Genomic DNA, 25,806 nt, shown 5'->3' with positions numbered 1-25,806 from the left:
ACTTACTTCTTTTCCATCCAGTCGAAAACCATCAGGTAGGTGTAATCACGCGATGGTTTTTCGGAGAGGATCAAGTCGTGCATGCCGTTCGGTATCGTGTCTCGGGTCACATAATCACCTAGTTTGGGAGCATACTTTTGGATGTCGTGCACATTGAGTACAATATCGGATGACAGATATTCTTTATGCCATTCTTTCGTCTCCGGAAACGATTTGTCGGACGACATAACCAGTACCGGGCAATCCAGTTGCAATCCTTTTCTGACCTTCTTTTGTCCCTCCTGGATTGCCTTGATCCAACCGGCTTTTTTGGGGTGTCCATTGATCATTTTCCAATTTGTATCATATTCCCATTCCCCTTTGAATTGTTTCAGGAGACTATGTGCGTACGATGCGTCGCCTTCACCCTGTACGGTTAGATTGGGAAAGAACCGCCCGATAAATGCGACGGCCGGAATAGCCACCTTCTCCATAAACCAACCGAAGTTCCAGTCAAGGAAAGGACTGTTCAGTATCAGTCCGTCTACCGGGAGGTCCCCTTTTTTACTATCCAGATAGAGCGGCGTGATCAATCCACCCGTTGAATGCGCCATCAGCAGTATCTTGTCGTTCCCTTCCGACCGTATGGTTGCCAGTGCCGTATCGATATCGGCGAAATATTCCGTAAGGCTTTTGCAGAAAAATGGGTTCTGGTTGGGTAGGATCGAGCGCCCGTATTTCCTCAGATCCATCGCGTAAAAGTTGTAACCATGCGCATTCACGCTGTCTCCCAACTGCTTTTGGAAGAAATAGTCGTTATAACCGTGGATATATAATACCGCCTGTTTCACATCCGTCAGCCGGGGCTTTTTGACCAATGTGCAGACCACTTTCCCTTCATAATCGTCGGGCATCTGAAACGTACGCCGCAGGTATTCGTCTCCCAGCACATCGGGTACGTATTGTGCATAAATGCTGATAGCCAATGAAATAAGTAAGGTCGTAAAAAACAGTTTGCGTCTCATAATCGTTTTACTTTTATAACCGTGATCGTTATGTCATTGTTCCGGACACAAAGGTAGGCAAACAATTAGAACGGAGATGCTGATATTTTAATCTTTTCGATACGACTAAGTAGTTCTGTCCTCCCGTATTTTTATTTGTTTGAGCATGCTTAAATTTAATTTTTAGCATGCTCGAAATTAAATTTATGCTAGCCCGAAATTAATTTTTGGCTAGCTAAAAAGCAAAAAAATAGGGGAGAAAAGTAGTAAAAGTATACGATAAGCGAATTAAATAGTCGTATCCTGCCGGTTAGTTTGATAAGTCCTGCTCTTTATTTCATTAAACAAAAGAAATGTGTACTTTTAGGACTTCATTAGTAAACATTAAGGGGAGATAGTTATGAGACGTATTTATTATTTGTTGCTGGTATGCCTGTGTAGCACCAGTTTGTTTGCAAAAACCAAGAAAGCCGTGTATATAATCATTGACGGGGTTCCTGCCGACCAGATTGAGCGGCTTCACACGCCCGCCATATTCGATATCGCTTCGAGGGGAGCGTATGCGAGAGCTTATACGGGCGGTGAGATAGGACAATATTCTCAAACGGCAACGATTTCTGCCATCGGCTATACCAATTTACTGACAGCCACCTGGTTTAACAAACATAATGTAGGCGGTAACTCCGACCTGCAGCCCAATTATAACTACTGGACTATCTTCCGGATTGCCAAAGAACAACCGAAAAACTACAAAACGGCTATCTATTCCAGCTGGACGGATAACCGTACAGTCCTGATAGGAGAGGGTAAGCCGGAAACGAACAACCTGAAGATCGATTACGTGAAAGACGGTTACGACCTGGATACGATCTGTTTCCCGAAGAAAGATAAGGATCTGCATATCTTCGACATAGACGAACAAATCTCGAAGGATGCCGCAGAAGGAATTCGTAAGGATGCGCCTGATCTGAGTTGGGTGTATTTGTGGTACACCGACGACGCGGGACATATTGCCGGCAACGGAGCTTTCTTCGATGAATACGTGCGGAAGGCGGACGATCAGGTAGCTCGTATCTGGGAAGCGGTCAAGTATCGTGAAGCTAATTTCGATGAAGAATGGATGATCGTTGTAACGACCGATCACGGACGTGGAGAGAATGGCCACGGACACGGGGGACAGTCATGGCGCGAACGCACTACCTGGATTTCGACAAACGTTCCGGTCAATAGCCATTTCACTTCCGGTGGATTGGCCATTACCGATATCGCCCCTTCCATTTGTCGCTATATGGGTTTTGAAGTTCCGCAAGCTGTCTTGTGGGAACAGGATGGAATGCCATTCATCGGAAAGACCGATATCTACGATTTACAGACGATGCCTTACGATAATACAGTCGGGTTGTGCTGGAAATCTTATTCGAACGATGCGCCGGTCACTGTTTATGCTGCTGCGGATAATAAATTCAAGGAAGGAGGCAAAGACGAATGGATCAAGTTGGTAACCCTTCCTGCCGGAACAAAGAATTATACGGTAGATATTCAGGCTTTGCCGGCTTCAAAGTTCTATAAGTTCGTAGTCGTGGCACCCGGAAATCACTTGAACCGCTGGTTACAGAAATAAGAATATAAAGAAAGTAGTATGAAAAAAACTCTATGTGTATCGACGTTATTATGCCTGGCCGGGCAACCTTTACTGGCGCAGGAACGTCCGAATGTTGTTGTTTTCCTGGTTGATGATATGGGACTGATGGACACCTCCCTGCCGTTTCTGACGGATAAGGCGGGTAATCCTGTCCGTTATCCGCTGAACGATTGGTATCGGACTCCCAATATGGAGCGTATGGCTCGCCAAGGAGTCCGTTTCTCCACCTTCTATGCCCAGAGTGTTAGTTCTCCTTCCCGCGCATCCATCATGACGGGACAGAATGCCACAAGACATGGCACTACCAACTGGATAAACGCAGAAAGTAATAACAAAACCCCTTTCGGCCCAAGAGGCTGGAACTGGAAAGGTATATCGAAAAATGATGTAACATTACCCCGTGTCTTGCATGATGCCGGATACAAAACAATCCATGTAGGCAAAGCCCATTTCGGTTGCCAGCACAGTGAAGGCGAAAATCCTCAGAATATAGGTTTCGATGTGAATATCGCCGGTTCTTCCATAGGGCATCCCGGCAGTTATTATGGTGAGAACGGCTATGGGAATATTAAAGGACAAAAGAGTCGTGCCGTACCGGGACTGCAAAAATATCATGGAACAGACATCTTTCTGAGCGAAGCCTTGACTCTGGAAGCAAACGAACAGATCACACAGGCCGTGGAAGAGAAGAAGCCTTTCTTCCTGTATATGTCTCATTATGCAGTACATTCGCCGTTTGAAGCCGATAAGCGTTTTACCGAACATTACAATTATACGGGAAAACCAAAGGTTGCTGCCGATTTTGCAACTTTAATAGAAGGAATGGATAAGTCGTTGGGTGACATCATGGATCACCTGGAAGAACTGGGCATCGCCGAAAATACATTGATCCTGTTCCTGGGTGATAATGGTTCGGATGCTCCGTTGGGCGACGATAAAGGCTATACCTCATCCGCCCCTTTGCGAGGAAAGAAAGGAACGGAGTTTGAAGGCGGCATGCGCGTTCCGTTTATCGCTTGTTGGGGAAAGCCAGACGAAAATAACCCGGTTCAAAAGAAGTTGCCGATCGAAGTAGGCGGTATCCAACGCCAGATGGGAACGGTGATGGATATTTATCCGACTGTATTATCCCTGGTCGGTGCACAGAATCCGCAGGGACATATCGTGGATGGTGTCGATCTCAGTATCCAGTTTCTGGGAAAGAAGAACCGTAACCGTTCAGGAAAGTTCCTGATGCATTTCCCTCATGAGCATCGCGGAAGTTATTTCACCTCTTATATAGATGGTGATTGGAAACTGATTTATTACTATAACCCGGAAAGACCTTCCGAACCCGGTTATCGTTTATATAACCTGAAGAAAGACCCGAACGAAACACTCGATCTGTCCATGCGTGACAAAGGCCGTGTGCGGAAGATGGTACAGGCCATGAGTGCCCAGCTCGAAGCTGAAGGGGCGCTTTATCCGGAGGATAGGAAAGGTAATCCGTTGAGGCCCTTATAAAGGCAGTTCATTGGGTACATGGATATAAAATATGGAGAAAATAATGTTGAAGTGTTTGCGGAATAAATAATTATCCTTACCTTTGCCCCGCAAATTTTTAAGTACTAACAAATATAAAACAGCGTTTTATGAACAATTATGAAACCGTTTTCATTTTAACTCCCGTTTTGTCTGACGCACAGATGAAGGAAGCGGTAGAAAAATTCACGAACATTCTGAAAGAACAGGGTGCTGAAATCGTGAACGAAGAAAATTGGGGATTGCGCAAATTAGCTTATCCTATCGACAAGAAAACAACAGGCTTCTATCAGCTGGTTGAATTCAAGGCAAATCCGGAAACTATCGCTACTTTGGAAGTTAACTTCCGTCGTGACGAACGTGTGATCCGCTTCCTGACTTTCCGCCAGGACAAATATGCAGCAGAATATGCCGCTAAGAGAAGAAATCTGAAATCATCTAAAGAAACAGTAAAGGAGAATTAATCATGGCAGCAACTCAATCAGAAATCAGATATTTAACTCCGCCTTCAGTAGACGTTAAGAAAAAGAAATATTGCCGTTTCAAAAAGAACGGTATCAAGTATATCGATTACAAAGATCCTGAATTCCTGAAGAAATTCCTGAACGAACAGGGTAAAATTCTTCCGCGTCGTATCACTGGTACCTCTTTGAAGTTCCAGCGTCGTATTGCTCAGGCTGTAAAAAGAGCTCGTCACTTGGCGTTGCTTCCTTACGTAACCGATTTAATGAAATAATAAAAAGAGAGGAGACAGAATATGCAAGTTATTTTGAAAGAAGACGTAATCAACTTAGGTTACAAAGACGATATCGTAACAGTAAAAGACGGTTACGGACGTAACTTTCTAATCCCCCAGGGTAAGGCAGTAATCGCTTCTGAGTCTGCTAAGAAAGTATTAGCTGAAAACCTGAGACAACGTGCTCACAAATTGGCTAAGATCAAAGAAGATGCTCAGGCATTGGCTGCTAAGTTGGAAGGTGTTGCATTGACTATCGGTGCAAAGACCAGCTCAACAGGTACAATCTTTGGTTCTGTTACAAATATCCAGGTTGCTGAAGCTTTGGCAAAGGCTGGTTTCGAAGTAGAACGTAAGATTATCTATATCAAAGAAGCTGTTAAGGAAGTTGGTAGCTACAAAGCTATTCTTAAACTTCACAAAGAAGTTTCTGTTGAAATTCCTTTCGAAGTGGTTTCTGAATAATTCAGTAAACGATATAAAGTTAAAAGGGCAGTTCCATGACGAACTGCCCTTTTTTTGTTCTTAGATTGCCTTTTCCCCTTCTCTTTGACTGAAAAGTCCCCCTTTTTGCTTAATTTCTCCCCCTTCTCTATTAAATGTATATTGTACTTTTGTGCTTATCGTTAAGATTATTGTTAAAACCAAAGGATATTAATAACATGGGAAAACGAATTTATTTACTACTGTTTAGTTGTTTGTTGCCGTGGAGCGTTCAGTCACAATCTGTGTCGGATAGAGTTGTTGAAAAAGATTATGTAGCGTATCTGTTTACCTATTTTACGGGAAACCATATCAGCCAGGAAGCTGTCTGTTTTGCTGTGAGTATGGACGGATATAATTACTGGGCTTTGAATGATAATAAACCGGTGATCGATTCTAAAGTGATCAGCTCTACCGGTGGTGTCCGTGATCCTCATATTTTACGTACTGAGGATGGGGAAACATTTTATATGGTTGTGACCGACATGGTCTCTGATAATGGCTGGGATTCCAACCGGGCAATGGTTTTACTGAAATCTACCGATCTGGTAAATTGGTCTCATTCGGTGATCAATATGCAGAAACGCTATGCCGGACAGGAAAAACTGAAAAGAGTGTGGGCTCCTCAAACCATCTTTGATCCGGAAGCCGGAAAGTATATGGTGTATTGGTCGATGAAATATGGAGATGGTCCGGATGTCATTTATTATGCTTATGCGAATAACGACTTTACGGATCTGGAAGGAGAACCTAAGCCGTTGTTCATACCCGAAAATAAGCTGTCTTGTATAGATGGAGATATTGTTTTTAAAGACGGTATCTATCATTTATTCTATAAGACGGAAGGGCATGGAAACGGTATCAAAGTAGCTACCACTCGTTCACTTACATCCGGTCAATGGAAGGAAGAACCTGATTATAAGCAGCAGACGGATAGACCAGTGGAGGGTGCGGGCACTTTTAAACTGATCAATCAGGACAAATATATTTTGATGTATGATGTTTATACTTCCGGCAAATATCAGTTCACAGAAACAACTGATTTGAAAAACTTCAAAGTAATAGACAGTGAAGTTAATATGAATTTTCATCCGCGTCATGGAACGGTTATTCCTATTACCCGCGATGAATTAAGACGTATCACTGCTAAATGGGGGAAACCTGCCGAACTGGGTGAATTACCCAATAACCCAATCTTGCCTGGTTTTCATGCTGATCCTGAAATCTTATATTCCCCGATGTCGATGTCTTTACCGATCCAGTATCGGGCAAACCCTATATTTTTTGTGGTCGGTAGACGATACCGGATCGCCTAATTATCAGATTGCTTATGGTTCATCCAAATCTCCGCTACGGATGAATGGTATATCATATATCATCGTATAAATAAAAATTACCTGAATGAAAGTCCTGGTACACACCGCGAGGTATGTATCGATCGTATGGAGTTTAATCCGGATGGGACGATAAAGAAAGTTCAGCCTACTTATTAAGTGGATTTGATTCCTGTTTATTCGGAGGATATGCGAGTGCTGTTAGCAAACGAGAATAAACTTTATTATGACTATTTCCCCAGAATATTTCTATTGGTGGGGAAAAATCCCCATGCCTATGGGGGTAATGTCCCATGCAAGTGGGGGAAATACCCCTTTGCAGTGGGGAAAATATCCCATCGGAAAGAAACTTTTATGGGCTAACAACTTGCAGAGGATTTCAATTCGTAGGGAAAGTCATTTCCAGATATGGCTTTCTCTTTGCTGTAAACAAGAGACGACCAATTATTTATAGAAAAAGACTTCTCGTAATCAGTAAAAAAATGCTACATTTGCCCCGAATTTGCAATAAAAGTATAAAGTGGCAAAAAGATCTTTTCTATATATAACTTTGCTGATAGCCCTGTTTTTTTCCTTGTCTGGAGTTCAGGCCAGGGAGAAAACGTTTACTGTCGTGATCGATGCCGGTCACGGGGGGAAAGACCCTGGTGCACGCGGTTCCGTTATTGATGAGAAGGTGATAAACCTGTCGGTCGCTTTAAAGCTGGGGGAGAAGATCTCTGCCAACCATGACGATGTAAAAGTTGTTTATACCCGCAAGACTGACCGTTTCATAGAACTGGACGAACGTGCCAACATCGCCAACCGGAATAAGGCCGACCTGTTTATCTCGATACACACAAACTCCGTTAAAAAAGGAAGTACAGCCCGCGGTACTGAAACTTATACCTTAGGTTTGGCCCGTACGGATGAGAACCTGGCTGTTGCTATGCGCGAAAACTCAGCTATCTTATTAGAAGATAATTATCTGCAGAAATATGAAGGGTTCGACCCCAATTCTTCCGAGTCATATATCATATTCGAGTTTATGCAAAATAAGCATATGGAGCAGAGTATCAGCCTGGCTTCTGAAATTCAGAAGTGTTTCACCTCGGCCAATCGTGGTGACAGAGGTGTGAGGCAAGCAGGTTTTCTGGTTTTAAGGAAAACAAGTATGCCTAGTGTTCTGGTAGAACTTGGTTATATCTCCAACCGGGAAGAGGAACGTTTTATGAAGTCGTCGGATGGACAGAATAAACTGGCCAGTGCTCTTAGTGATGCTTTTACGAAATACAAAAAAGAATATGACAGAAAACAGGGAGGTGTCTCTGTAGGTGCAAATAGCTCGGTTGTATCATCAGAAACCCGTAATATTCCAGTGTTAAGTGAAGATAAGGAGACACGGACCGATCTTTCTGATGCTCCGGTTGGGAGTGAGGAAGATATTCTTAATAAAAAGAAAAATTCATCTTCGCAAAGAAAACGGACTCAGACTACGGTGTCGTCCAGGGAAAAGTCAGATACGACAGGTAAAATAATCTATAAAGTGCAAATTCTAACCTCCGATAAAAAACTTTCTCCGGGGGCAAAAGTGTTTAAAGGATATAAGAATGTGAACTTCTTTGTTGAAAAAGGAATTTATAAATATACTTATGGCGAAACAACGGATTTTGATTCGATCAGGAAGTTACGTCGACAAGTCGCTAAGGACTTTAAAGATGCGTTTATCGTAGCCTTTAAAGATGGCAAAAAGGTGAAATATTAAATAAAGAAACATATAATTTAAAGGGATGAAAAATATACTGACCAAAGAGGCAAAAATCGGACTCGTAAGTATTATCAGTCTGGCGTTGCTGTATTTCGGGATTAATTATCTGAAAGGAATAAATTTATTTAAGCCGGTAAATCATTATTTCGTTACATTTCATAATGTGAAGGACGTTACTGTTTCCAGTCCTGTTTTTATTGATGGTTTTAAAGTCGGATTGGTTAGAAGTATTGCCTATGATTATGAAAATACGGATAAAATAACTGTAGAGATCAGTCTGGATGATGAGATGAGGTTGACTTCGGGTAGCTATATTACAATTATTAAGACTTTGCTGAGTGGGGGAGAACTCCATATTCATCTGAATAAGTATGTAAAAGATTACCTGAAGCCTGGAGCTACGCTTGAAGGGCGGATGGAAGAAGATATGATGCAGGCTGTACAAGAGAAAATTCTGCCTGGTGTGGCAGATCTGTTGCCCAAGATAGATTCGATCCTGGGAGGTCTGCAAACCTTGATTGCTCATCCGGCAATCGCCCAGTCTCTAAATCATATTGAGAAGACAACTGGTAACCTGGAAGCTTCCACTCGTCAGTTGAATGCCTTGCTGAGCAAAGACGTTCCCGGAATTGTATCGGATCTGAAAGTGATAACAGGTAATTTTAATGAGGTCAGTGCCGGGCTGAAAGAGTTGGATCTGGCTACAACAGTTAACTCGATAAATGCAACATTGGCTAATCTCAAACTTACTACTGATAAGTTGAATCAAAAAGATAATAGCTTGGGATTATTGTTGAATGACAGGAGTTTATATGATAATCTGGATAGCACTATGGTGAATGCTTCCAATTTATTAATAGACTTGAAGAAGAATCCGAAAAGATATGTTCATTTTTCTGTTTTTTAACTGAAAGGAATATTAAAACATCTAATGTTATTTAGAATTATTCCAATTAAAGGAAAAAATATCCAACCCTGATTTCAGACAGGCTTAAGGCCTTTAGATAGAGGAAAATAACCTGATATCGGAGTCTTTTTGCATAGGGAAAGGGGGTAAGCGTAGGTAGTAAAAGTGCCCCAAAATAAAGGGCTCTTGAGTATGGTGAATGGTAAGTGCTTGTTAATCAGGTATGTTTCTTGTAACTACTTGACGCTAAATAGGATATTAAACATTCAAAAGAACCAAATAATTCGGAGCTTTTTTTTTCCGAATTAATTTCTAAACTTTGTAGTCGGAAAGAAATATAAAAGCTATAGTTGGGAGAGTAATAAATCATGCAAACTGAATATCAGACATTGTGGAATAAATGCCTCGCTGTTATAAAAGACATCGTGCCGGAGGCCGCTTTTAACACATGGTTCATGCCGATCATACCTCTATCGTATGAGGATAACAAATTTACGATTCAGGTACCGAGCCAGTTTTTTTATGAGTATCTTGAGGAGAAATACGTAAATGTATTAAAGGTTACATTATATCGTGTTATCGGTCAGGGTACGATTCTTAATTACCGTGTTATGGTGGATAAGACGACTGGTGGTACGGTAGATTATCCGGCAGAAAATGGTTCAGTAGCCGTAAAGAAAATAACTCCCAAAGATGCGAACAAGGCTCCTAGTCCATTTGTACAAACTGCACCTCAGGATTTGGATCCTCAATTGAATCCCAAATATAACTTTGAAAACTATTTTGAAGGAACCAGTAATAAATTAGTACGTACTGCGGGAGAAGCTGTCGCTCAGAATCCTGGAAAGACAACGTTTAATCCATTATTTATCTTTGGCCCTTCAGGGGTAGGTAAAACACATTTGTGTCATGCCATAGGAACACGTATCCGTGAACTTCATCCTGAGAAGAAAGTGTTATATGTTTCGTCTCATCTTTTCCGTGTACAGTTTACTGATGCGATCCGTAAGAATACGACGAATGACTTCCTGAACTTTTATCAGAATATCGATGTTTTGCTATTGGATGATATTCAGGAGTTGATCGGTATGGATAAAACACAGAACACATTTTTCCATATATTTAATCACCTTCACCAGCTGGGAAAACAGTTGATCCTTACATCCGATAAGGCTCCTGTAGACTTACAAGGAATGGAGGAGCGTTTGATTACTCGTTTGAAATGGGGCTTGACTGCTGAATTGAGTCGTCCGGACCTTGATCTGAGAAAGAAGATTCTTAAAAACAAGATCAATCATGACGGAATCGTTATTCCGGATGAAGTGTTCAACTTTATTGCCAATAACGTAACGGAAAATGTTCGTGACCTGGAAGGTATTCTTGTTTCTCTGATGGCAAATGCTGTCATTAATAATAAGGAAATAGATTTGCCTTTGACCAAACGTGTGGTTAGCCAGGCGGTCCGTCTTGAAAAGAAGCAGTTGTCTGTTCAGATGATTCAGGAAATTGTATGTAATTACTTTAATCTTGATCAGTCAGTCATTCAGACGCGTTCCAGAAAGCGTGAAATTGTACAGGCTCGTCAGATTACGATGTATCTTGCCAAAAAGTATACCGATTGTTCATTTTCGCATATCGGAAAGATAGTAGGTAAAAAAGATCATGCCACAGTTTTGCATGCTTGCAAAACAATCAAGGATCAGATGGAAACGAGCAAATCTTTCCGTTCGTCTGTCGAAGAAATCGAAGTTAAGTTGAAAGGCTAAGAAAGCCTTAAAATATAGGCTGAAGGGATGTCATTTTGTATGGCGTCCTTTTTTGTTTTGGAAAACTTGGAAAAGATAGTGGTTTTCATTTTAGAAAACTTTGTTTGATGAGTAGGAAGTTAATGTGTTGATATTCACTGGTAGTCTGATTCGAAATGGAAAACTTGTTGTTTGTTTCGATTTTAGTTGTTGGATAATTTGGTTAATAAATAAAGTATTCTTAAACTTGCACTATTATTAAATACAGTAATTATCGTGAACCATAAAACTTACACATTCGATGAAGCGTTTAAGGCTTCACTTGACTACTTTACGGGCGACGAGCTTGCCGCGAAAGTATGGGTAAACAAGTATGCTTTGAAAGATGCATTCGGGAATATTTATGAGGAATCCCCTAATGATATGCATCACCGGTTGGCAAAAGAAATTGCCCGTGTAGAAAAAAAGTATCCTAATCCGTTGTCGGAGCAGGAGCTTTTTGATTTATTTGATCATTTCCGCTACATCGTTCCGCAGGGAAGTCCGATGACGGGGATAGGCAACGATTATCAGATTGCCTCACTCTCTAATTGTTTTGTGATAGGATTGGATGGAGAAGCCGATTCATACGGTGCAATTATTCGGATTGATGAAGAGCAGGTTCAGTTGATGAAGCGTCGTGGAGGTGTCGGACATGATTTGTCTCACATCCGTCCGAAAGGATCTCCTGTTAAAAACTCAGCTCTTACTTCTACCGGGTTGGTGCCGTTCATGGAACGTTACTCTAATTCTACACGTGAAGTGGCACAGGACGGACGTCGTGGTGCATTGATGTTGAGTGTATCGATCAAGCATCCGGATTCCGAATCCTTTATTGATGCGAAGATGACAGAAGGAAAAGTAACCGGTGCAAACGTATCGGTAAAAATAGATGATGATTTTATGAATTCCGTAGTTAGCGGAACTCCTTATACGCAGCAATATCCTATTGATTCGGAAAATCCTACTACTAAAAAAGAAATAGACGCTCCGGCTTTGTGGAAGAAGATCATACATAATGCGTGGAAGTCTGCAGAGCCTGGTGTTTTGTTCTGGGATACTATTTTGCGTGAATCGGTTCCTGATACATATGCCGACCTGGGTTTCCGTACGGTTTCTACCAATCCTTGTGGAGAGATACCTCTTTGTCCGTATGATAGCTGCCGTTTATTGGCAATCAATCTTTATTCATACGTTGTAAATCCGTTTACAAAAGATGCTTACTTTGATTTCGATTTATTCAAAAAGCATGTGGCATTGGCACAGCGTATCATGGATGATATAATTGATCTTGAATCGGAAAAGATTGAAAAGATCCTTGATAAGATCGACTCCGATCCGGAATCGATGGAAGTGAAGGAAACGGAACGTCATTTGTGGGAAAAGATCCAGAAGAAAACATTACAGGGACGTCGTACCGGTGTGGGGATTACTGCAGAAGGTGATATGATCGCTGCTCTGGGATTGCGTTACGGTACGGAAGAAGCTACCGAATGTGCTGAAGAAATTCAGAAGACACTGGCTTTGGAAGCTTACCGTTCTTCTGTAATGATGGCTAAGGAACGTGGCGCTTTCGAGATATATGATTCAAAACGTGAAGAAAAGAATCCGTTTATCAACCGTCTGCGTGAAGCCGATCCGGGCCTGTATGAAGATATGATGAAATACGGACGTCGTAATATTGCCTGTCTGACCATTGCTCCTACGGGAACAACCAGTTTGATGACACAAACGACTTCCGGTATCGAGCCGGTCTTCCTTCCTGTGTACAGACGCCGTCGTAAGGTAAATCCGAATGATTCGGATGCACGTGTTGACTTCGTTGATGAAACAGGGGATGCATTCGAAGAATATGTAGTATTCCATCATAAGTTTGTAACCTGGATGTTGGCTAATGGTTATTCCGCATCCAAGAAATATACCCAGGAAGAAATTGACGAACTGGTTGCTAAATCTCCTTATTATAAGGCTACATCCAATGATGTTGACTGGTTGCAGAAAGTCCGTATGCAGGGGCGTATCCAGAAATGGGTGGATCATTCTATCAGTGTGACAATTAACCTGCCGGCTGACGTAACGGAAGAATTGGTCGATTCTTTGTATGTTGAAGCATGGAAGTGCGGATGTAAAGGATGTACGGTTTATCGTGACGGTTCCCGTTCAGGTGTATTGTTGTCGACAGAGAAAAAGAATAAGAAAGACGATTGCAATTGTATGGAGCCGCCTGTTATTGTGGCTACCCGTCCGCGTGAACTGGAAGCAGACGTTGTTAAGTTCCAGAATAACCGCGAAAAGTGGATTGCCTTTGTCGGCTTGCTGAATGGACGTCCTTATGAGATTTTTACCGGTCTTGCAGACGATGATGAAGGTATCATGCTTCCGAAAAATGTATCGAAAGGTACGATCATCAAGAGTTATGATGAGGATGGACAGAAACATTACGACTTCCAGTTCAAGAACAAACGTGGTTATAAGATGACTATCGAAGGGCTGGACGGTAAGTTCGACCCTGAGTTCTGGAACTATGCAAAACTGATCTCCGGTGTATTGCGTTATGGTATGCCTATCGATCAGGTAATCAAGCTGGTTCAGGGAATGGAGTTGAACAACGAGTCAATCAATACCTGGAAGAATGGGGTGGAGCGTGCACTGAAGAAATATCTGCCGAACGGAACCGAAGTAAAAGGACAGAAATGCCCTAACTGTGGTCAGGAGACCCTGATCTACCAGGAAGGATGTCTGATTTGTACGAATTGTGGAGCATCAAAGTGTGGATAAGTGTAACATCGTAAATATTTTTAGTGAATGCGGAGAGAAATCTCCGCATTTTTCATATCTTCGTGGCTGGAACTAAATTTGATACACATGAAAGTCACCTTTAATATCAACTTCCATACCATTTGGGGGCAGAAGTTATGTGTAGTAGGATCTATTCCGGAGCTTGGCTCATGGGAGCCTGCTTTGGCAAAGGAAATGAACTACAAAGGGGATGGAAACTGGCAGCTTGAGCTGGATCTGGAACTTACATCGCCTCAGCAGACTATAGAATATCGTTACTTTTTAAGTATAAATGATAAGCGGGTATTTGAAGAATGGGAAAAAAACCATCAGGTAACATTTGAAGGACATGCTAATCATTACACTTTGTATGACTATTGGCAGATACGTCCTAACAATCTGGCTTTCTATTCTTCTGCTTTCACGAAAAGCCTGTTTGCCCATCCATGTAATACCTATGAACGGGTTGTCAAAAGCGGAAAAAGGCTGACTATTAAAATCTCGGCCCCGCGTGTGGAGAAGAACCAAAGTGTTGCCATCACCGGTAATCAGGAATGTCTGGGAAACTGGCATCCCGATAAAGCTTTGATCCTTAGTTGCGACACCTTTCCCGACTGGCATATCGACTTGGATGCGAACGATATAATCTATCCGCTGGAATACAAATTCCTTGTCTATGATAACGATAAGCATCAGCCTTTATACTGGGAAGAAGACGAGAACCGGAAACTTGACCTGCCTTCGCAGGATTTTGGAGAAACCGTTATCGTCTCCGGACTTTATTTCCGCGACAATCTTCCTTTATGGCGGTGTGCGGGTACAGTGATCCCGGTATTTTCTCTCCGTTCCGAACAAGGATTTGGAGTTGGCGACCTCGGGGATCTGCGTATGCTGGTCGACTGGGCAAAGAAAACCCGCCAGCGTATCATACAGGTTTTACCGATGAATGATACGACAATGAGTCATACCAAAGGAGACTCTTATCCGTACAGTGCAATCTCTATTTATGCACTTCACCCTATGTATATCAGCTTGCCTTTGATGGGAGAACTGAGGGATGCAGGAAGAACTGCTTTCTACAGGGAAAAGCAGGAAGAGTTGAATGCGAAGGATGCTGTCGACTATGAAGAAGCAGTAAAATATAAACTGGCTTATTGTCGGGAATTCTTTAGCCAGGAAGGTTCTGTTATTATGGCTAGTCCCGAATATCAGGAATTCTTTGCTCAAAGTCAATCCTGGTTAGTGCCGTATGCCGCATACAGTTATCTTCGTGACAAATATAAGACATCCGACTTTACAAACTGGGGAAATAATGCTACGTACAACAAGTCGCAGATACGTGAACTTTGTTCGGAAGATAGCGGTGCTTATCCTGAAATATCTTTTTATTATTTCCTGCAATTCATTTTGCATACGCAGTTCAAATCTGTATCCGACTATGCCCGTAAGAACGGAATAGTCCTGAAAGGCGACCTTCCGATCGGTGTGAACCGTACCAGTATCGACGCCTGGACGGAACCGCAGTATTTTAATATGAACGGTCAGGCCGGTGCGCCTCCCGATGATTTCTCCGTTAACGGTCAGAACTGGATGTTCCCGACCTATAACTGGGAAACAATGGAGAAAGATAATTATTCCTGGTGGAAACGGCGTTTTCATAAGATGAGTGATTACTTCGATAGTTTCCGCATCGATCATATATTAGGTTTTTTCCGTATATGGGAAGTGCCGTTGGATTATGTACAGGGATTGTGCGGTCATTTCAATCCCGCTCTCCCTTTGACAAAAGAGGAGATCGAACAGTATGGATTTATTTTCAATGAAGCCCGTTTCACCACTCCTCATATAAATCGTAAATTCCTTCCGGAATTATTCGGTATTCTGGCTGAAGAGGTGGAAGGAACTTATCTGGCCCAATCCTCTTCCAACCATTTTGTACTGAAATCTTTCTGTGATACACAGCGGAAGATCGAAGCTTTGTTTGCCGGAAAGACCGATGAAGCCTCTTTGCGTTTAAAGGAGGGATTGTTCTCTATTGCCAATGAAGTATTGTTTCTACGTGATCCGCAGGAGAAAGATAAATTTCATCCCCGCATTTCGGCCAGTCAGTCATATATGTACAGCGAACTGAGCACATCCGACCGATATGCATTCGATCAGTTATACTGGGAGTTCTTCTATCACCGTCATAACGATTTCTGGAAGACACAGGCCTTTAATCGTTTGACCCCTCTGGTGGCAAGCACGAATATGTTGGTGTGTGGTGAAGACCTGGGGATGATTCCCGAGTCTGTTCCTGATGTAATGAATAAACTGCAGATACTCAGTCTGGAGATTGAAAGGATGCCGAAAACGCCCCAGCGGGAGTTTACGGATATGTTCAACCTGCCCTATCATTCGGTCTGCACAACGTCGACACACGATATGACTCCGCTTCGTAACTGGTGGCACGAAGATCGTGAGAAGATACAGCGTTATTATAATGAAGTGTTATTGCGTGAAGGTACTGCTCCGGAAGACTGTACGGAAGAACTGGCAACCCAGATCGTGACCAACCATCTGGCAACAAATTCAATGCTGACTATCATCCCTATGCAGGATTGGTTTGCTATTGACGATTCCGTGAAGCGGAAAGATTTTGAGGCGGAACGTATCAACGTCCCGTCCAATTCAAATCATTATTGGTGCTACAGGATGCACATCACGTTGGAGAAACTGATCGAGGCAGACAGCCTGAACAACAAAATAGCGGAACTGATTAGAAAGTCCGGAAGACGATAAACGTCCCGCTGGACGTATAAGCGTCGGGAAACATATCACAGATGGTTGTGTCGAAAGTGTTATTTAGCGCTTTCGACACAATTCTTTTTTATACTTTATGATAAGGTTTGTGTTATAATTCATTGATCACATCATCAAAATAGGTATACCTTTCAACTAACCTTCACGTGCCAACTTGATCTCCTTATATGCTTCATTGAGACCTGCCAGAATTGTCTCTTTCGTATGGTGATATCCACTACGTCCAGAGAGAGTTTGTGTAATATTCTTAGTAAAAAAACTTAGTTCTGTATGAACTCTGGTTATGATGAACAAAGATAAGAATTATCGACAAATGCTACATTTATAATAGCGAATAATCAAGGTTCCTGTAAAAAAAACTACTATTTACCTGTTTTTCCTCTCTGTAATAGGTACCGTTATGGTATCATAAGGTAAATCGGGTCATACTTAGATGAGTTGATACTATCTCATATTCATAAGACTGTCAAAAGGAATGATAACAATTAGGACTTAATTTTCAAGGCTGGTGCCAGAGTTCATACAGAACTCACAAAAACAGACAAAGCCTATGGCAACAAATGAACCCAGAAAGCGAAGTATCGTTGCTACCTTGGTAGCTAACATGCTGACAGAGCGTGAAGACGACTTCACTGCTAACATCACTTACGTGGCAAATCGCTCTATTGAAGATCTCTGCAATATTGCAGCAAGCGGTAAAAGTAAGTTTACAGCGTCCGAATTACTGGCAGCTCACAACGATCTGAAGACCACTGCCAAAGAAGAATTGTACTCCGGTTCTACTGTAGAATTCGGTTTGACAAACAACTCGCTCGGAATAGACGGCCCCTTCATTGGCCCGAAAGCCAAATTCGATCCGGCAAAGAATAATGTAACCCTTCGCAGCACGCCTATTAAAGAAGTGAAAATGGATATGAAAGGTATCAACGTGATCGTAGGTGAAGTAGTGGAAGGACTTCCGACCGTCACTAAACTGACTGATGTATTCTCCGGTTCTATAAATGCTAAAATCACCCCGGGCAACACCCTTAACGGTGAAGGTAAGCGCGTCAAGATAGTGGGAACTGAAGGTAACACCGTAGGTTTCTTCTTTATCAACTCAGAAACCGAAGCAGAAACAGCCGTTCCGATGACAGCCGTTTCGCGTAATGATCCTTCTTATTTCTCTTTCATTATCCCGGCATTGGCCGATGGTAAATACTATTTGGAAATAGCTTCCCAATATGGCGGCAACACCAAACAATTGTTGAAAGATGTACGCCGTAACCGTTTCCCTTACCTGCTGACAGTGGGGGATGCCGGCGAGGATGACCGCCCTGTAATTGAATGACACTTTTTATGCGATCACCGTATGCGCTCGTATACGATGATCGTATCCTCTCACATACGACCGTCGTATACGGGAACATACGATGTCCGTATACGAGCGCATACGACAATCGTATATGCGCGGTACGAAACGGATCAATTTACGTAACCTGCGCGAATATCAAAGAACTTATACAATTTAAACAAGCATTTACTTATGAAACAAATAATACAGAAATACCGACTCTGGCTGCTTTGTCTGATGGGGGCGATGATGCTTTTGCCAGATAGGGCATGGGGCCAGCAGGTATTTGGTAATTGGGTGTATGGTCAGGATGGAACATTTTCTTGTACGATCGATGGAGGCACGGTAACCATCAATTCCACTCGCCATACCGAAGAGACATTTGATGCTGATGGTAATCTCATTCAGAGGTATGAAGGAACCATCAGCCATATCCAACTAAACAGTGGAACCCTGATCTTAAATGGTATTCTACAGTTGGCATCTGTTAGGGCTACAGGTGGAATTATACAGATCCAAAACCCCCAAACTAATTATTTTACTCCTACCATTTCTAAGCTGGCAGTGAATGGGAATGTGGAAATAACAAGGCAAGGCGAAATCTTTTGTGATTATCTGTCTGATGATATGGTTATATCAGGCGGAAATGTCACCCTGTCGAACCTAACTATCAGCCCCAATAAAACAATATTAATGAAAGGTGGTACGGTGACAATGAAATCTGTCAGTTATTCGCACTCGTTGGATAAGGAAACTGTTTCTTGTGCTATCCTCCAAACCGGAGGGGAACTGACATTCAGAAATTGTAACTTCAGGCCGATCAGTAGTTTGGAATCCTATTACCCGAAGAATATCGTCCAGACGGAAGGAGGGACATTCAACTTGAATAAAGATGCCGGGACACTAGAGGCAGGTGGATTCAATGTTACAAAAAGTGGTACATTGAAAATATCTGGCGGAACATTCGGGAAGACGTTTTCCGGACTGGTCCCTTTCCCTTTTCATGTCTCGGAAGGTGGTAGCTTGATTATCGATGACGGAGTCTTTTGGGGGTCTATCCCAGTGGAAGGTGGTGAATTGACTATTAACGGGGGGACTTTCTATGGGCTTCAGTCGAAAAATGGGAAAATAACCATAAATGGCGGGAACTTTAACGCTACAGATTACTCTATAAGTGGACAGAAAATCAACAAGCCTGTTATCATTGAAGGGGGGAGTCTGACAATCACAGGTGGAGAATTTACGGCAACCGAACATGAATCGGTCCGTGCGGCTATACAGATCCTGGCAGATGCGAAGGTCGAGCTTAGCGGAGGTGTTTATAATAATTGCGCTTTCTACATTGATCCGTCGGTCAGTCTCACACCGGAAAGCATGTTGGCGAAGGGGTATGGCTACTTTACATTGACACAGGAGTTACAGCCGGACGTGCAATACAAAAACGATGCCATACAAAAATATGATAGGATACAAGTCAAGGCTCTTGATAGCGAACCCCCCGCGGGTTATGGCAGGGAAGAGGCTTTGAAGGCCGACGTAGGACCGAATGGCAAAGACGTGACGGTCTTCGGGACGCAAATTCCATACAATTATGAGATCAATACGCCGGAAGGGCTACTTTGGTTGATGACTGCGATTAATGGTTATTGGAATGAGGACTTCGAGGTCGAACTCCCCGGGACAGATTACCATAAAATAAACCGGGCTTCGGAAATCCGAATCACCGCCGACCTGGATATGGCCGGATATGAATGGGTTCCTATCTTTGTATTCTCTGCTGCGCTTTTGGATGGGCAGAACCACCGCATTTATAACCTGAAAGTGAATCAGGCTTGCGCTACTTTCATGCAACAACTAGGCTTTTCGAACACACCGGCCTCTACTTTGGCTAATCTCGTGGTCAATGGTACATTCAACAGTAAAGACACAAAGTATAATAGCAGGATAAACTCCGGTTCTTCCGGACTTGTTTGCAGTAATACGAATGGATATATCGTCAACTGCGGTGTGGAACAAAGCAAGTTGACCTCTGACTTCACAGATCCTTCCGTTGTCAGTAGTGCCGGATTGGTGGTGTTTAACGACAAGGTTATTCAAAACTGCTATTTTACCGGAGAGATAAGTATGAAGGAGACATATACGAAACCCAGTTGGGAGGATACTAATAATGTCGGAGGAATTATCAGGGTGGGGGAGATTGCGGTTAATTGTCGCTCGGGTGCTTGCATCGAGAATACTTATTCTCATCTTTTCAAGCCTGTGTCTCATGAGGCGAAGTGCACTTCGCCTGAGTTGACTATCACAAAGGAGCCATCTATCGGCGGGTTGGTCGCCGAATCGGGAGACGGAACTATTGATGGTTGTTTCAAAGCCACGGATCCGAAAGATGCATTGGATGCCTTGAATAAGGGAGTCGAAGCACACAAGCTTCTTCAAGACGAGATTCCATGGAAACTCTGGATTTGTAAAGAGGAACGAAACGGCGGTTTCCCGATCTTGGGAGAAAAAAACAAACCGTCCGTTATCGAATACCCCCTTACCCTGAAAGTGGAAGGTCCCGGCACATTCGAGGGCTATTATTGGACGGGAGAAGAGGAGATGCAAGAAAAACACGATTTCCAGGCCGACACCACGATCATTTTTACAAATGCAAGAACTTTCCATATTATGCCTAAGCCCGGCAAGGGAGCAACCTTGGTAAATGTAGTGAAAGTCATGAAGAGACTAGATGAGGGGATGGAGAAGCTGGATTCCATTCCGCAGGTAAAGATAAAGGCGAATGAAGAGTACCAGTTCCTGGCACGAGAATCCATCGAACTGGTTGCCCGGTTCCGTCTCGACACGTTGTATATCGAAAATGACACCACCGTATTGGGTGGATCGGATGAAATCACAAGCGTGGACAAGGTAGAAATTTCCGCATCCGGCACGGAGGGAAATAAACCGGCAGTCGTGGAAATCGGCAACGTAACTGTTCAACCGAAAGAGGATGGCGGAGGCAGTGAAACCCTTGAGGCCAGAACGACCATCACCAAGGATGCAAACGTCATCCTCAAATTGTCGGGAACGAACGACCTCGGAACGCTCACCAATAATGGCTGTGTGACCATCGAGAAGGGTGATAATGCCGCAGAAGTGTCATTGGCAGCTAAGGTCATCAATTCTGGCACATTGATCGACAACACCGGGTTGATCACCGAAGTTCTGGGTAAAGACGAAAGTTTGTTTCTTTCCGTGCTAAAAAAAGAAGAAGCGGATAAGAATGTCACACTGGGTGAAACCACCTCTTTGAGCGCGCAAGCAACCGTTCCGGCCGGTGCAATCGTCACTTTCCAATGGCAACGCGGAAGCGCTGGTACATGGACGGATATCGGCGAACCAACGACCTGCCCAGAACAGACTCCGGTGATTACGCGAGCAATGAAGCTTGATACCGAACCGGAAGCCGTTTCCTATACGAATAATTACAGTGAGGCATTGAACGCTCCAGGCACTTATGAGTATCGCTGCCTGATTAAACGGGAAGAAATTGGCGGAACAACGGTCTCTACCACGCTAAGTGTTTATGGCACGGTGACGGTAGAACCGAAAACGGAGCCGAAGCCTGATCCCACGCCAACAGTGGACAGTTACACGATCACCCTGCCATCTGTGGTCGGTGCCACGACTGATCCGGTTGCCGGAGATTATACGGTAGAGGAGGGCGGTAGCTTCAGCTTCACCCTGACTTTGGACACCGAATACAGCCAGTCCAGCCCGATAGTGAAAGTCGGCAACGAGACGTTGCGGCTCGATACCGACGGTCGCTACACGCTTGTGGATATCTCTCGCGATTTGACGATCTCGATCACCGGCATCATGCCTGATCTTCCGACTTCCAATGCCAATGTCGATATACCCGTTCGGGTTTGGAGTCATAAGGGCACGTTGAGGTTGTATAGCGAAACAAAGGAAGTTGCGCGGATCATTGCGTTGGACGGTCGCCTCCATAAGACGTTGACCGTCTTAGGACACGTCACCGAAACGGATGTCCCGAAAGGCATTTATCTTGTATTGATCAAAGGACAAGTTTTCAAACTTATGAATTAAGTAGGCTTCTAAACGAAGCAGCATGAAATAAGGAGGGTATGCCAGACACCGAAAGGTGTTTTGGGCATACCCTTTTATTTTTGTAGATGTGATCAGTTCAGGCCTTTTTCCCTGACATATTACAAACTCCGTTGAAACGAGCATTCGGCTCTATCTCCAGAGACTGTGCAAACACATCCCCTTTAATATTGGCAGTAGCCTTCAGAACCAGCTTCTCACTGACACGCACCGATCCTTCCACTTCTCCCAGAATTTCTGCATTGGCGGAAACGATATTACCGGCCACACGTCCTTTGGGACCGATCACGATCTTTCCGTTGCAGTTGATATCTCCTTCAACCTGACCGTCCAGTCTGAAATCGGTTTCTGTAATAATATTACCTTTAACGGTTGTTCCGGCGGCTAGGGTGTTATGTAGGCCACCGGCGGAATTTTCATCTTTCTGTTTTATTCCCATCATATAAATACTTTGTTGCTTGTCTCGCAAATATAGACTATTTTTTTTGCAGAAAGGACTTCTTTATCTACTTTTACAGATAAAATAACGAAAAATGACAGTACAAATAGAGCTGGAAGCCATGAAATTCTATGCCTGGCATGGAGTGTCGCCTCAGGAGACACGTGTCGGGAACACATTTGTCGTGAATCTTCTCCTGACGGCACCTCTTGAAAAAGCATTAGCCAGCGATGATCTGGACGATACAATAAATTATGCCGAGGTATATGAGATCGTGAAAGGAGAAATGGCCATTCCGTCGAAGCTGCTCGAACATGTAGCCGGACGAATCCTGCATGCGCTCAAAAGAGCATTTCCCCAACTGTTGGCTGTTAAGTTGAAACTCTCGAAGCTGAATCCTCCTTTTGGCGGCGATGTTTACAGTGCTTCCGTAATTCTGGAAGAAACGTACGGCTAGTATTTCAATAACTTTCTCTATCTTTGCATTTTTAAAGCACAAATAATATACACCATGGCATTTACCAACAACGTAATGATTGTCCGCCACGGCTTGATGGCGAAGTTAGTTAAACTTTGGAAAGAAAACCGTCTGCTTGACGAGATCGATCGTCTGCCCATAGAATTGAGTCCCCGTAAATCGAAAGTAATAGGCCGCTGCTGTGTGCATAAGGAACGTGCCGTATGGAAATATAAGACGCTTCCCCTGTTGGGCTTCGATATGCAGGACGAGATAGACGAACTGACACCTTTGTCGGAATATGCCAAACGTGCCTTGCTTCGTCCGGAGAATAAGAAAGATAACCTGATGTGCGTAGTCGACGAAGCCTGTTCGTCCTGTGTACAGGTAAACTATGAGATCACCAACCTTTGCCGTGGCTGTGTGGCACGTAGCTGTTATATGAACTGTCCGAAAGATGCCATCCAGTTCAAGAAGAACGGACAGGCCCGGATCGATCACGATACTTGTATCAGTTGTGGAAAGTGTCATCAGAACTGTCCCTATCATGCTATCGTATATATCCCGATCCCTTGTGAAGAAGTTTGTCCGGTAAAGGCGATCAGTAAAGATGAATACGGAGTGGAGCATATCGACGAGTCTAAATGTATCTATTGCGGCAAATGTATCAATGCCTGTCCGTTTGGGGCGATATTCGAGATATCCCAGGTATTCGATATCCTGCAACGTCTGCGCAATAAGGAGCAGATGGTCGCTATTGTGGCTCCTTCTATACTGGCACAGTTCAGTGCACCGGTAGAAAGTGTATACGGAGCGATCAAAGCAATGGGTTTTACAGAAATAGTCGAAGTTGCTCAGGGAGCGATGGAGACTACCCGTCGTGAAGCAGAAGAATTGAAGGAAAAACTGGAGGAAGGGCAACCTTTCATGACTACCAGTTGTTGTCCTTCATACGTTCAGCTGGCCGAAAAGCATATCCCGGATCTTAAGAAATATATCTCTACCACAGGTTCTCCGATGTATTATACGGCACGTCTTGTCAAAGAGAAATATCCTGATTGCAAGATTGTATTTATCGGCCCGTGCGTAGCCAAACGTAAGGAAGTGAAGATGGACCCGGCAGTTGATTTCACGTTGACATTCGAAGAGATCGGTTCTATCCTGGAAGGACTCGACATCAAAGTGGAGGAAGCAAAACCTTTCTCTGTCCTTTTCAACTCCGTGCGTGAAGCGCATGGCTTCGCCCAGAGCGGCGGTGTGATCAACGCCGTGAAAGTCTACCTGAAAGAAGAACAGGTAAACGCCGTACAGGTAGCCAACCTGACAAAAAAGAACGTCGCCTTGCTTCGTGCCTATGCCAAAACAGGTAAAGCTCCGGCACAGTTTATCGAAGTAATGGCCTGCGAAGGCGGTTGTGTAACCGGCCCTTGTATCCATGCCGATAAAGTAACCGGACAGAAGCAGTTGATGAAGGAACTTACTAAATACTAAACAAAAATGACAAAGAAAATCTTATTATCATTCTCACTGGCTGGCGCTATCTTATTGACAGCATGCGGCCATCGGGAATTGCCGGCAATGGGAGATTATTCCGTGCAGGTATTCCACGATACTCCGGTGAGGTTCGCTCCCGACCAGTATGGCGGGTATAGCGAAGCTGGTGCAGACAGTATCTATCATCTGGTGAACGGACGTATCATTTTGAAAAAGGTGACCTTGCCTGATTACAAACGTAACGTTTCTGTAAACCTGAAAGTAACGATTGCTTCCAACGGTGACCGTTGGGATAAATCCGGTTCCTGCTTTATCTTGCCGAAAGCCTCGGCAATCAATCTGTTGAACATTGCGAAGGGAGAGAAGCAGTTCCCGGCAATAGACAGCATGAAGCTGGAGAATATGATCGGTATCGTTTCCGGAGAAGATTATGAACCGACTGTCGAACTGATGCGTTTCATGACTCCGTTCGGTGTAGGTCATTACAGCAGTACGGACGACAGTTTGAGCAGTAAGCGTAAGCCTGTTTATATCGACCAGTGGGCCGACAGCGTAAGTTGGGAGCAGAATATCACCGACCTGTATCCTTTGCTGGAAGGAGGTGCTTACGTAGGAGTTTTTATCGATACCTGGACAGCCGAGGGGTATATTGCCAGTGTGACGATCGATGTGGATGAGTCGGATATTTCTTGCGATGCATTGACGAAAAGACATGTCGAACCGTTGATGAACACCGTTTATTATATCGGACAATCCTATCCCGATATCTTTGCCCGCAAAGACGTGTCGACTGACTTTACCATCCCGGCAGGCGCGAAGAACGTTCGCCTGAAATATATCGTGACCGGGCATGGCGGTCATGAAGGTGGTGATGAATTTGTTCAGAAGCAGAATATAATCTCGGTAGATGGAAAAGAAGTGCTTGACTTCATTCCCTGGCGTAACGACTGTGCATCTTTCCGCCGTTTCAATCCGGCGACCGGTGTGTGGTTGGAGAAGCGCCTGGCCTCTTATATCGGACCGAAAGGATATACGGAGAAGGAAGTGGAAGAACCTGTTGCTTCGTCCGACTTTTCCCGTTCCAACTGGTGTCCGGGTTCCGATGTCGTTCCTGAAGAAGTGGAACTGACCGATATCCAGCCGGGTGAACATACCCTGACGGTCAGCATCCCCGAGGCCCAGGAAGTAGATGGCAATAAGCTGAACCATTGGTTGGTTTCCGCCTACCTGGTTTGGGATGAATAACCTTTAAATCTATA

At 43.7% G+C, this 25,806-nt stretch carries 17 protein-coding genes and 2 pseudogenes; 17 read left to right on the top strand and 2 right to left on the bottom strand.

Translation table 11 applies throughout. The annotated features are described in order from the left end of the window. Positions 1-2 precede the first annotated feature (2 nt). The gene (locus M1P97_RS17095) at positions 3-1,004 is read right to left on the bottom strand and encodes an alpha/beta hydrolase (protein ID WP_195374058.1); all 1,002 of its coding nucleotides are present in this window, start codon (positions 1,002-1,004) and stop codon (positions 3-5) included. A 379-nt stretch (positions 1,005-1,383) separates the two neighbouring features. Here M1P97_RS17095 and M1P97_RS17090 point away from each other — a divergent pair, with 379 nt between their 5' ends. From M1P97_RS17090 to M1P97_RS17030, 14 genes and pseudogenes are all read left to right on the top strand, one after another. Then, positions 1,384-2,604 (top strand): alkaline phosphatase family protein, encoded by a 1,221-nt coding sequence (locus tag M1P97_RS17090; protein ID WP_249389699.1) that lies wholly within the window; start codon positions 1,384-1,386, stop codon positions 2,602-2,604. Between the two features lie 18 nt (positions 2,605-2,622). Beyond that, complete coding sequence (locus M1P97_RS17085; protein WP_195374056.1) at positions 2,623-4,128, top strand: sulfatase; 1,506 nt, start codon at positions 2,623-2,625, stop codon at positions 4,126-4,128. Between the two features lie 128 nt (positions 4,129-4,256). After that, on the top strand, positions 4,257-4,610 hold the full coding sequence (gene rpsF, locus M1P97_RS17080) for a 30S ribosomal protein S6 (RefSeq protein ID WP_028726943.1): 354 nt from the start codon (positions 4,257-4,259) through the stop codon (positions 4,608-4,610). Between the two features lie 2 nt (positions 4,611-4,612). Next, positions 4,613-4,882: a 30S ribosomal protein S18 gene (rpsR, locus tag M1P97_RS17075; protein ID WP_007654155.1), complete on the top strand. Its 270-nt coding sequence runs from the start codon at positions 4,613-4,615 to the stop codon at positions 4,880-4,882. Between the two features lie 21 nt (positions 4,883-4,903). Further along, positions 4,904-5,347: a 50S ribosomal protein L9 gene (gene rplI, locus M1P97_RS17070; RefSeq protein ID WP_075558740.1), complete on the top strand. Its 444-nt coding sequence runs from the start codon at positions 4,904-4,906 to the stop codon at positions 5,345-5,347. 197 nt (positions 5,348-5,544) lie between these two features. Beyond that, a pseudogene (locus M1P97_RS17065) lies at positions 5,545-6,600 on the top strand (glycoside hydrolase family 43 protein); the annotation flags it as partial. A 43-nt stretch (positions 6,601-6,643) separates the two neighbouring features. Then, a pseudogene (locus M1P97_RS26485) lies at positions 6,644-6,858 on the top strand (family 43 glycosylhydrolase); the annotation flags it as partial. A gap of 361 nt (positions 6,859-7,219) precedes the next feature. Beyond that, entirely contained in the window at positions 7,220-8,443 is a 1,224-nt protein-coding gene (locus M1P97_RS17060; RefSeq protein ID WP_195374055.1) for an N-acetylmuramoyl-L-alanine amidase family protein, read from the top strand. A 25-nt stretch (positions 8,444-8,468) separates the two neighbouring features. Further along, positions 8,469-9,353, top strand: a complete 885-nt coding sequence (locus tag M1P97_RS17055) for an MlaD family protein (protein WP_195374054.1) — start codon at positions 8,469-8,471, stop codon at positions 9,351-9,353. Positions 9,354-9,721: 368 nt separating this feature from the next. After that, positions 9,722-11,119 carry a chromosomal replication initiator protein DnaA gene (dnaA, locus tag M1P97_RS17050; RefSeq protein ID WP_075558736.1) on the top strand — a complete coding sequence of 466 codons (1,398 nt, stop codon included), beginning with the start codon at positions 9,722-9,724 and terminating at the stop codon, positions 11,117-11,119. Positions 11,120-11,374: 255 nt separating this feature from the next. After that, positions 11,375-13,915 (top strand): adenosylcobalamin-dependent ribonucleoside-diphosphate reductase, encoded by a 2,541-nt coding sequence (locus M1P97_RS17045; RefSeq protein WP_195374053.1) that lies wholly within the window; start codon positions 11,375-11,377, stop codon positions 13,913-13,915. Positions 13,916-14,002: 87 nt separating this feature from the next. Further along, positions 14,003-16,696: a 4-alpha-glucanotransferase gene (locus M1P97_RS17040; protein WP_249389698.1), complete on the top strand. Its 2,694-nt coding sequence runs from the start codon at positions 14,003-14,005 to the stop codon at positions 16,694-16,696. Positions 16,697-17,267: 571 nt separating this feature from the next. Further along, entirely contained in the window at positions 17,268-18,047 is a 780-nt protein-coding gene (locus M1P97_RS17035; RefSeq protein WP_249389697.1) for a DUF4469 domain-containing protein, read from the top strand. A 195-nt stretch (positions 18,048-18,242) separates the two neighbouring features. Continuing rightward, positions 18,243-22,139 (top strand): translocation/assembly module TamB domain-containing protein, encoded by a 3,897-nt coding sequence (locus M1P97_RS17030; RefSeq protein ID WP_249389696.1) that lies wholly within the window; start codon positions 18,243-18,245, stop codon positions 22,137-22,139. Positions 22,140-22,236: 97 nt separating this feature from the next. On the opposite strand, the gene M1P97_RS17025 is transcribed toward M1P97_RS17030, so the two are convergent. Further along, on the bottom strand, positions 22,237-22,596 hold the full coding sequence (locus M1P97_RS17025; RefSeq protein ID WP_195374077.1) for a bactofilin family protein: 360 nt from the start codon (positions 22,594-22,596) through the stop codon (positions 22,237-22,239). A gap of 94 nt (positions 22,597-22,690) precedes the next feature. Between M1P97_RS17025 and folB the strand changes: the two genes are divergently transcribed. The 3 genes from folB to M1P97_RS17010 are packed head-to-tail and all read left to right on the top strand — an operon-like array spanning position 22,691 to position 25,792. Next, on the top strand, positions 22,691-23,053 hold the full coding sequence (gene folB, locus M1P97_RS17020; protein WP_249389695.1) for a dihydroneopterin aldolase: 363 nt from the start codon (positions 22,691-22,693) through the stop codon (positions 23,051-23,053). Between the two features lie 54 nt (positions 23,054-23,107). Continuing rightward, the gene (locus M1P97_RS17015) at positions 23,108-24,544 is read left to right on the top strand and encodes a monomeric [FeFe] hydrogenase (protein WP_075558729.1); all 1,437 of its coding nucleotides are present in this window, start codon (positions 23,108-23,110) and stop codon (positions 24,542-24,544) included. 6 nt (positions 24,545-24,550) lie between these two features. Continuing rightward, positions 24,551-25,792, top strand: coding sequence for a PNGase F N-terminal domain-containing protein (locus M1P97_RS17010; RefSeq protein WP_195374038.1), 1,242 nt, complete (start codon positions 24,551-24,553; stop codon positions 25,790-25,792). Positions 25,793-25,806: the final 14 nt, after the last annotated feature.

Origin of the sequence: Parabacteroides leei (assembly GCF_023369805.1) — a bacterium.
GTDB classification, from domain to species: domain Bacteria; phylum Bacteroidota; class Bacteroidia; order Bacteroidales; family Tannerellaceae; genus Parabacteroides; species Parabacteroides leei.
Note: the sequence above shows the minus strand (reverse complement) of the source record. Positions and strands in the feature narration are given on the sequence as shown.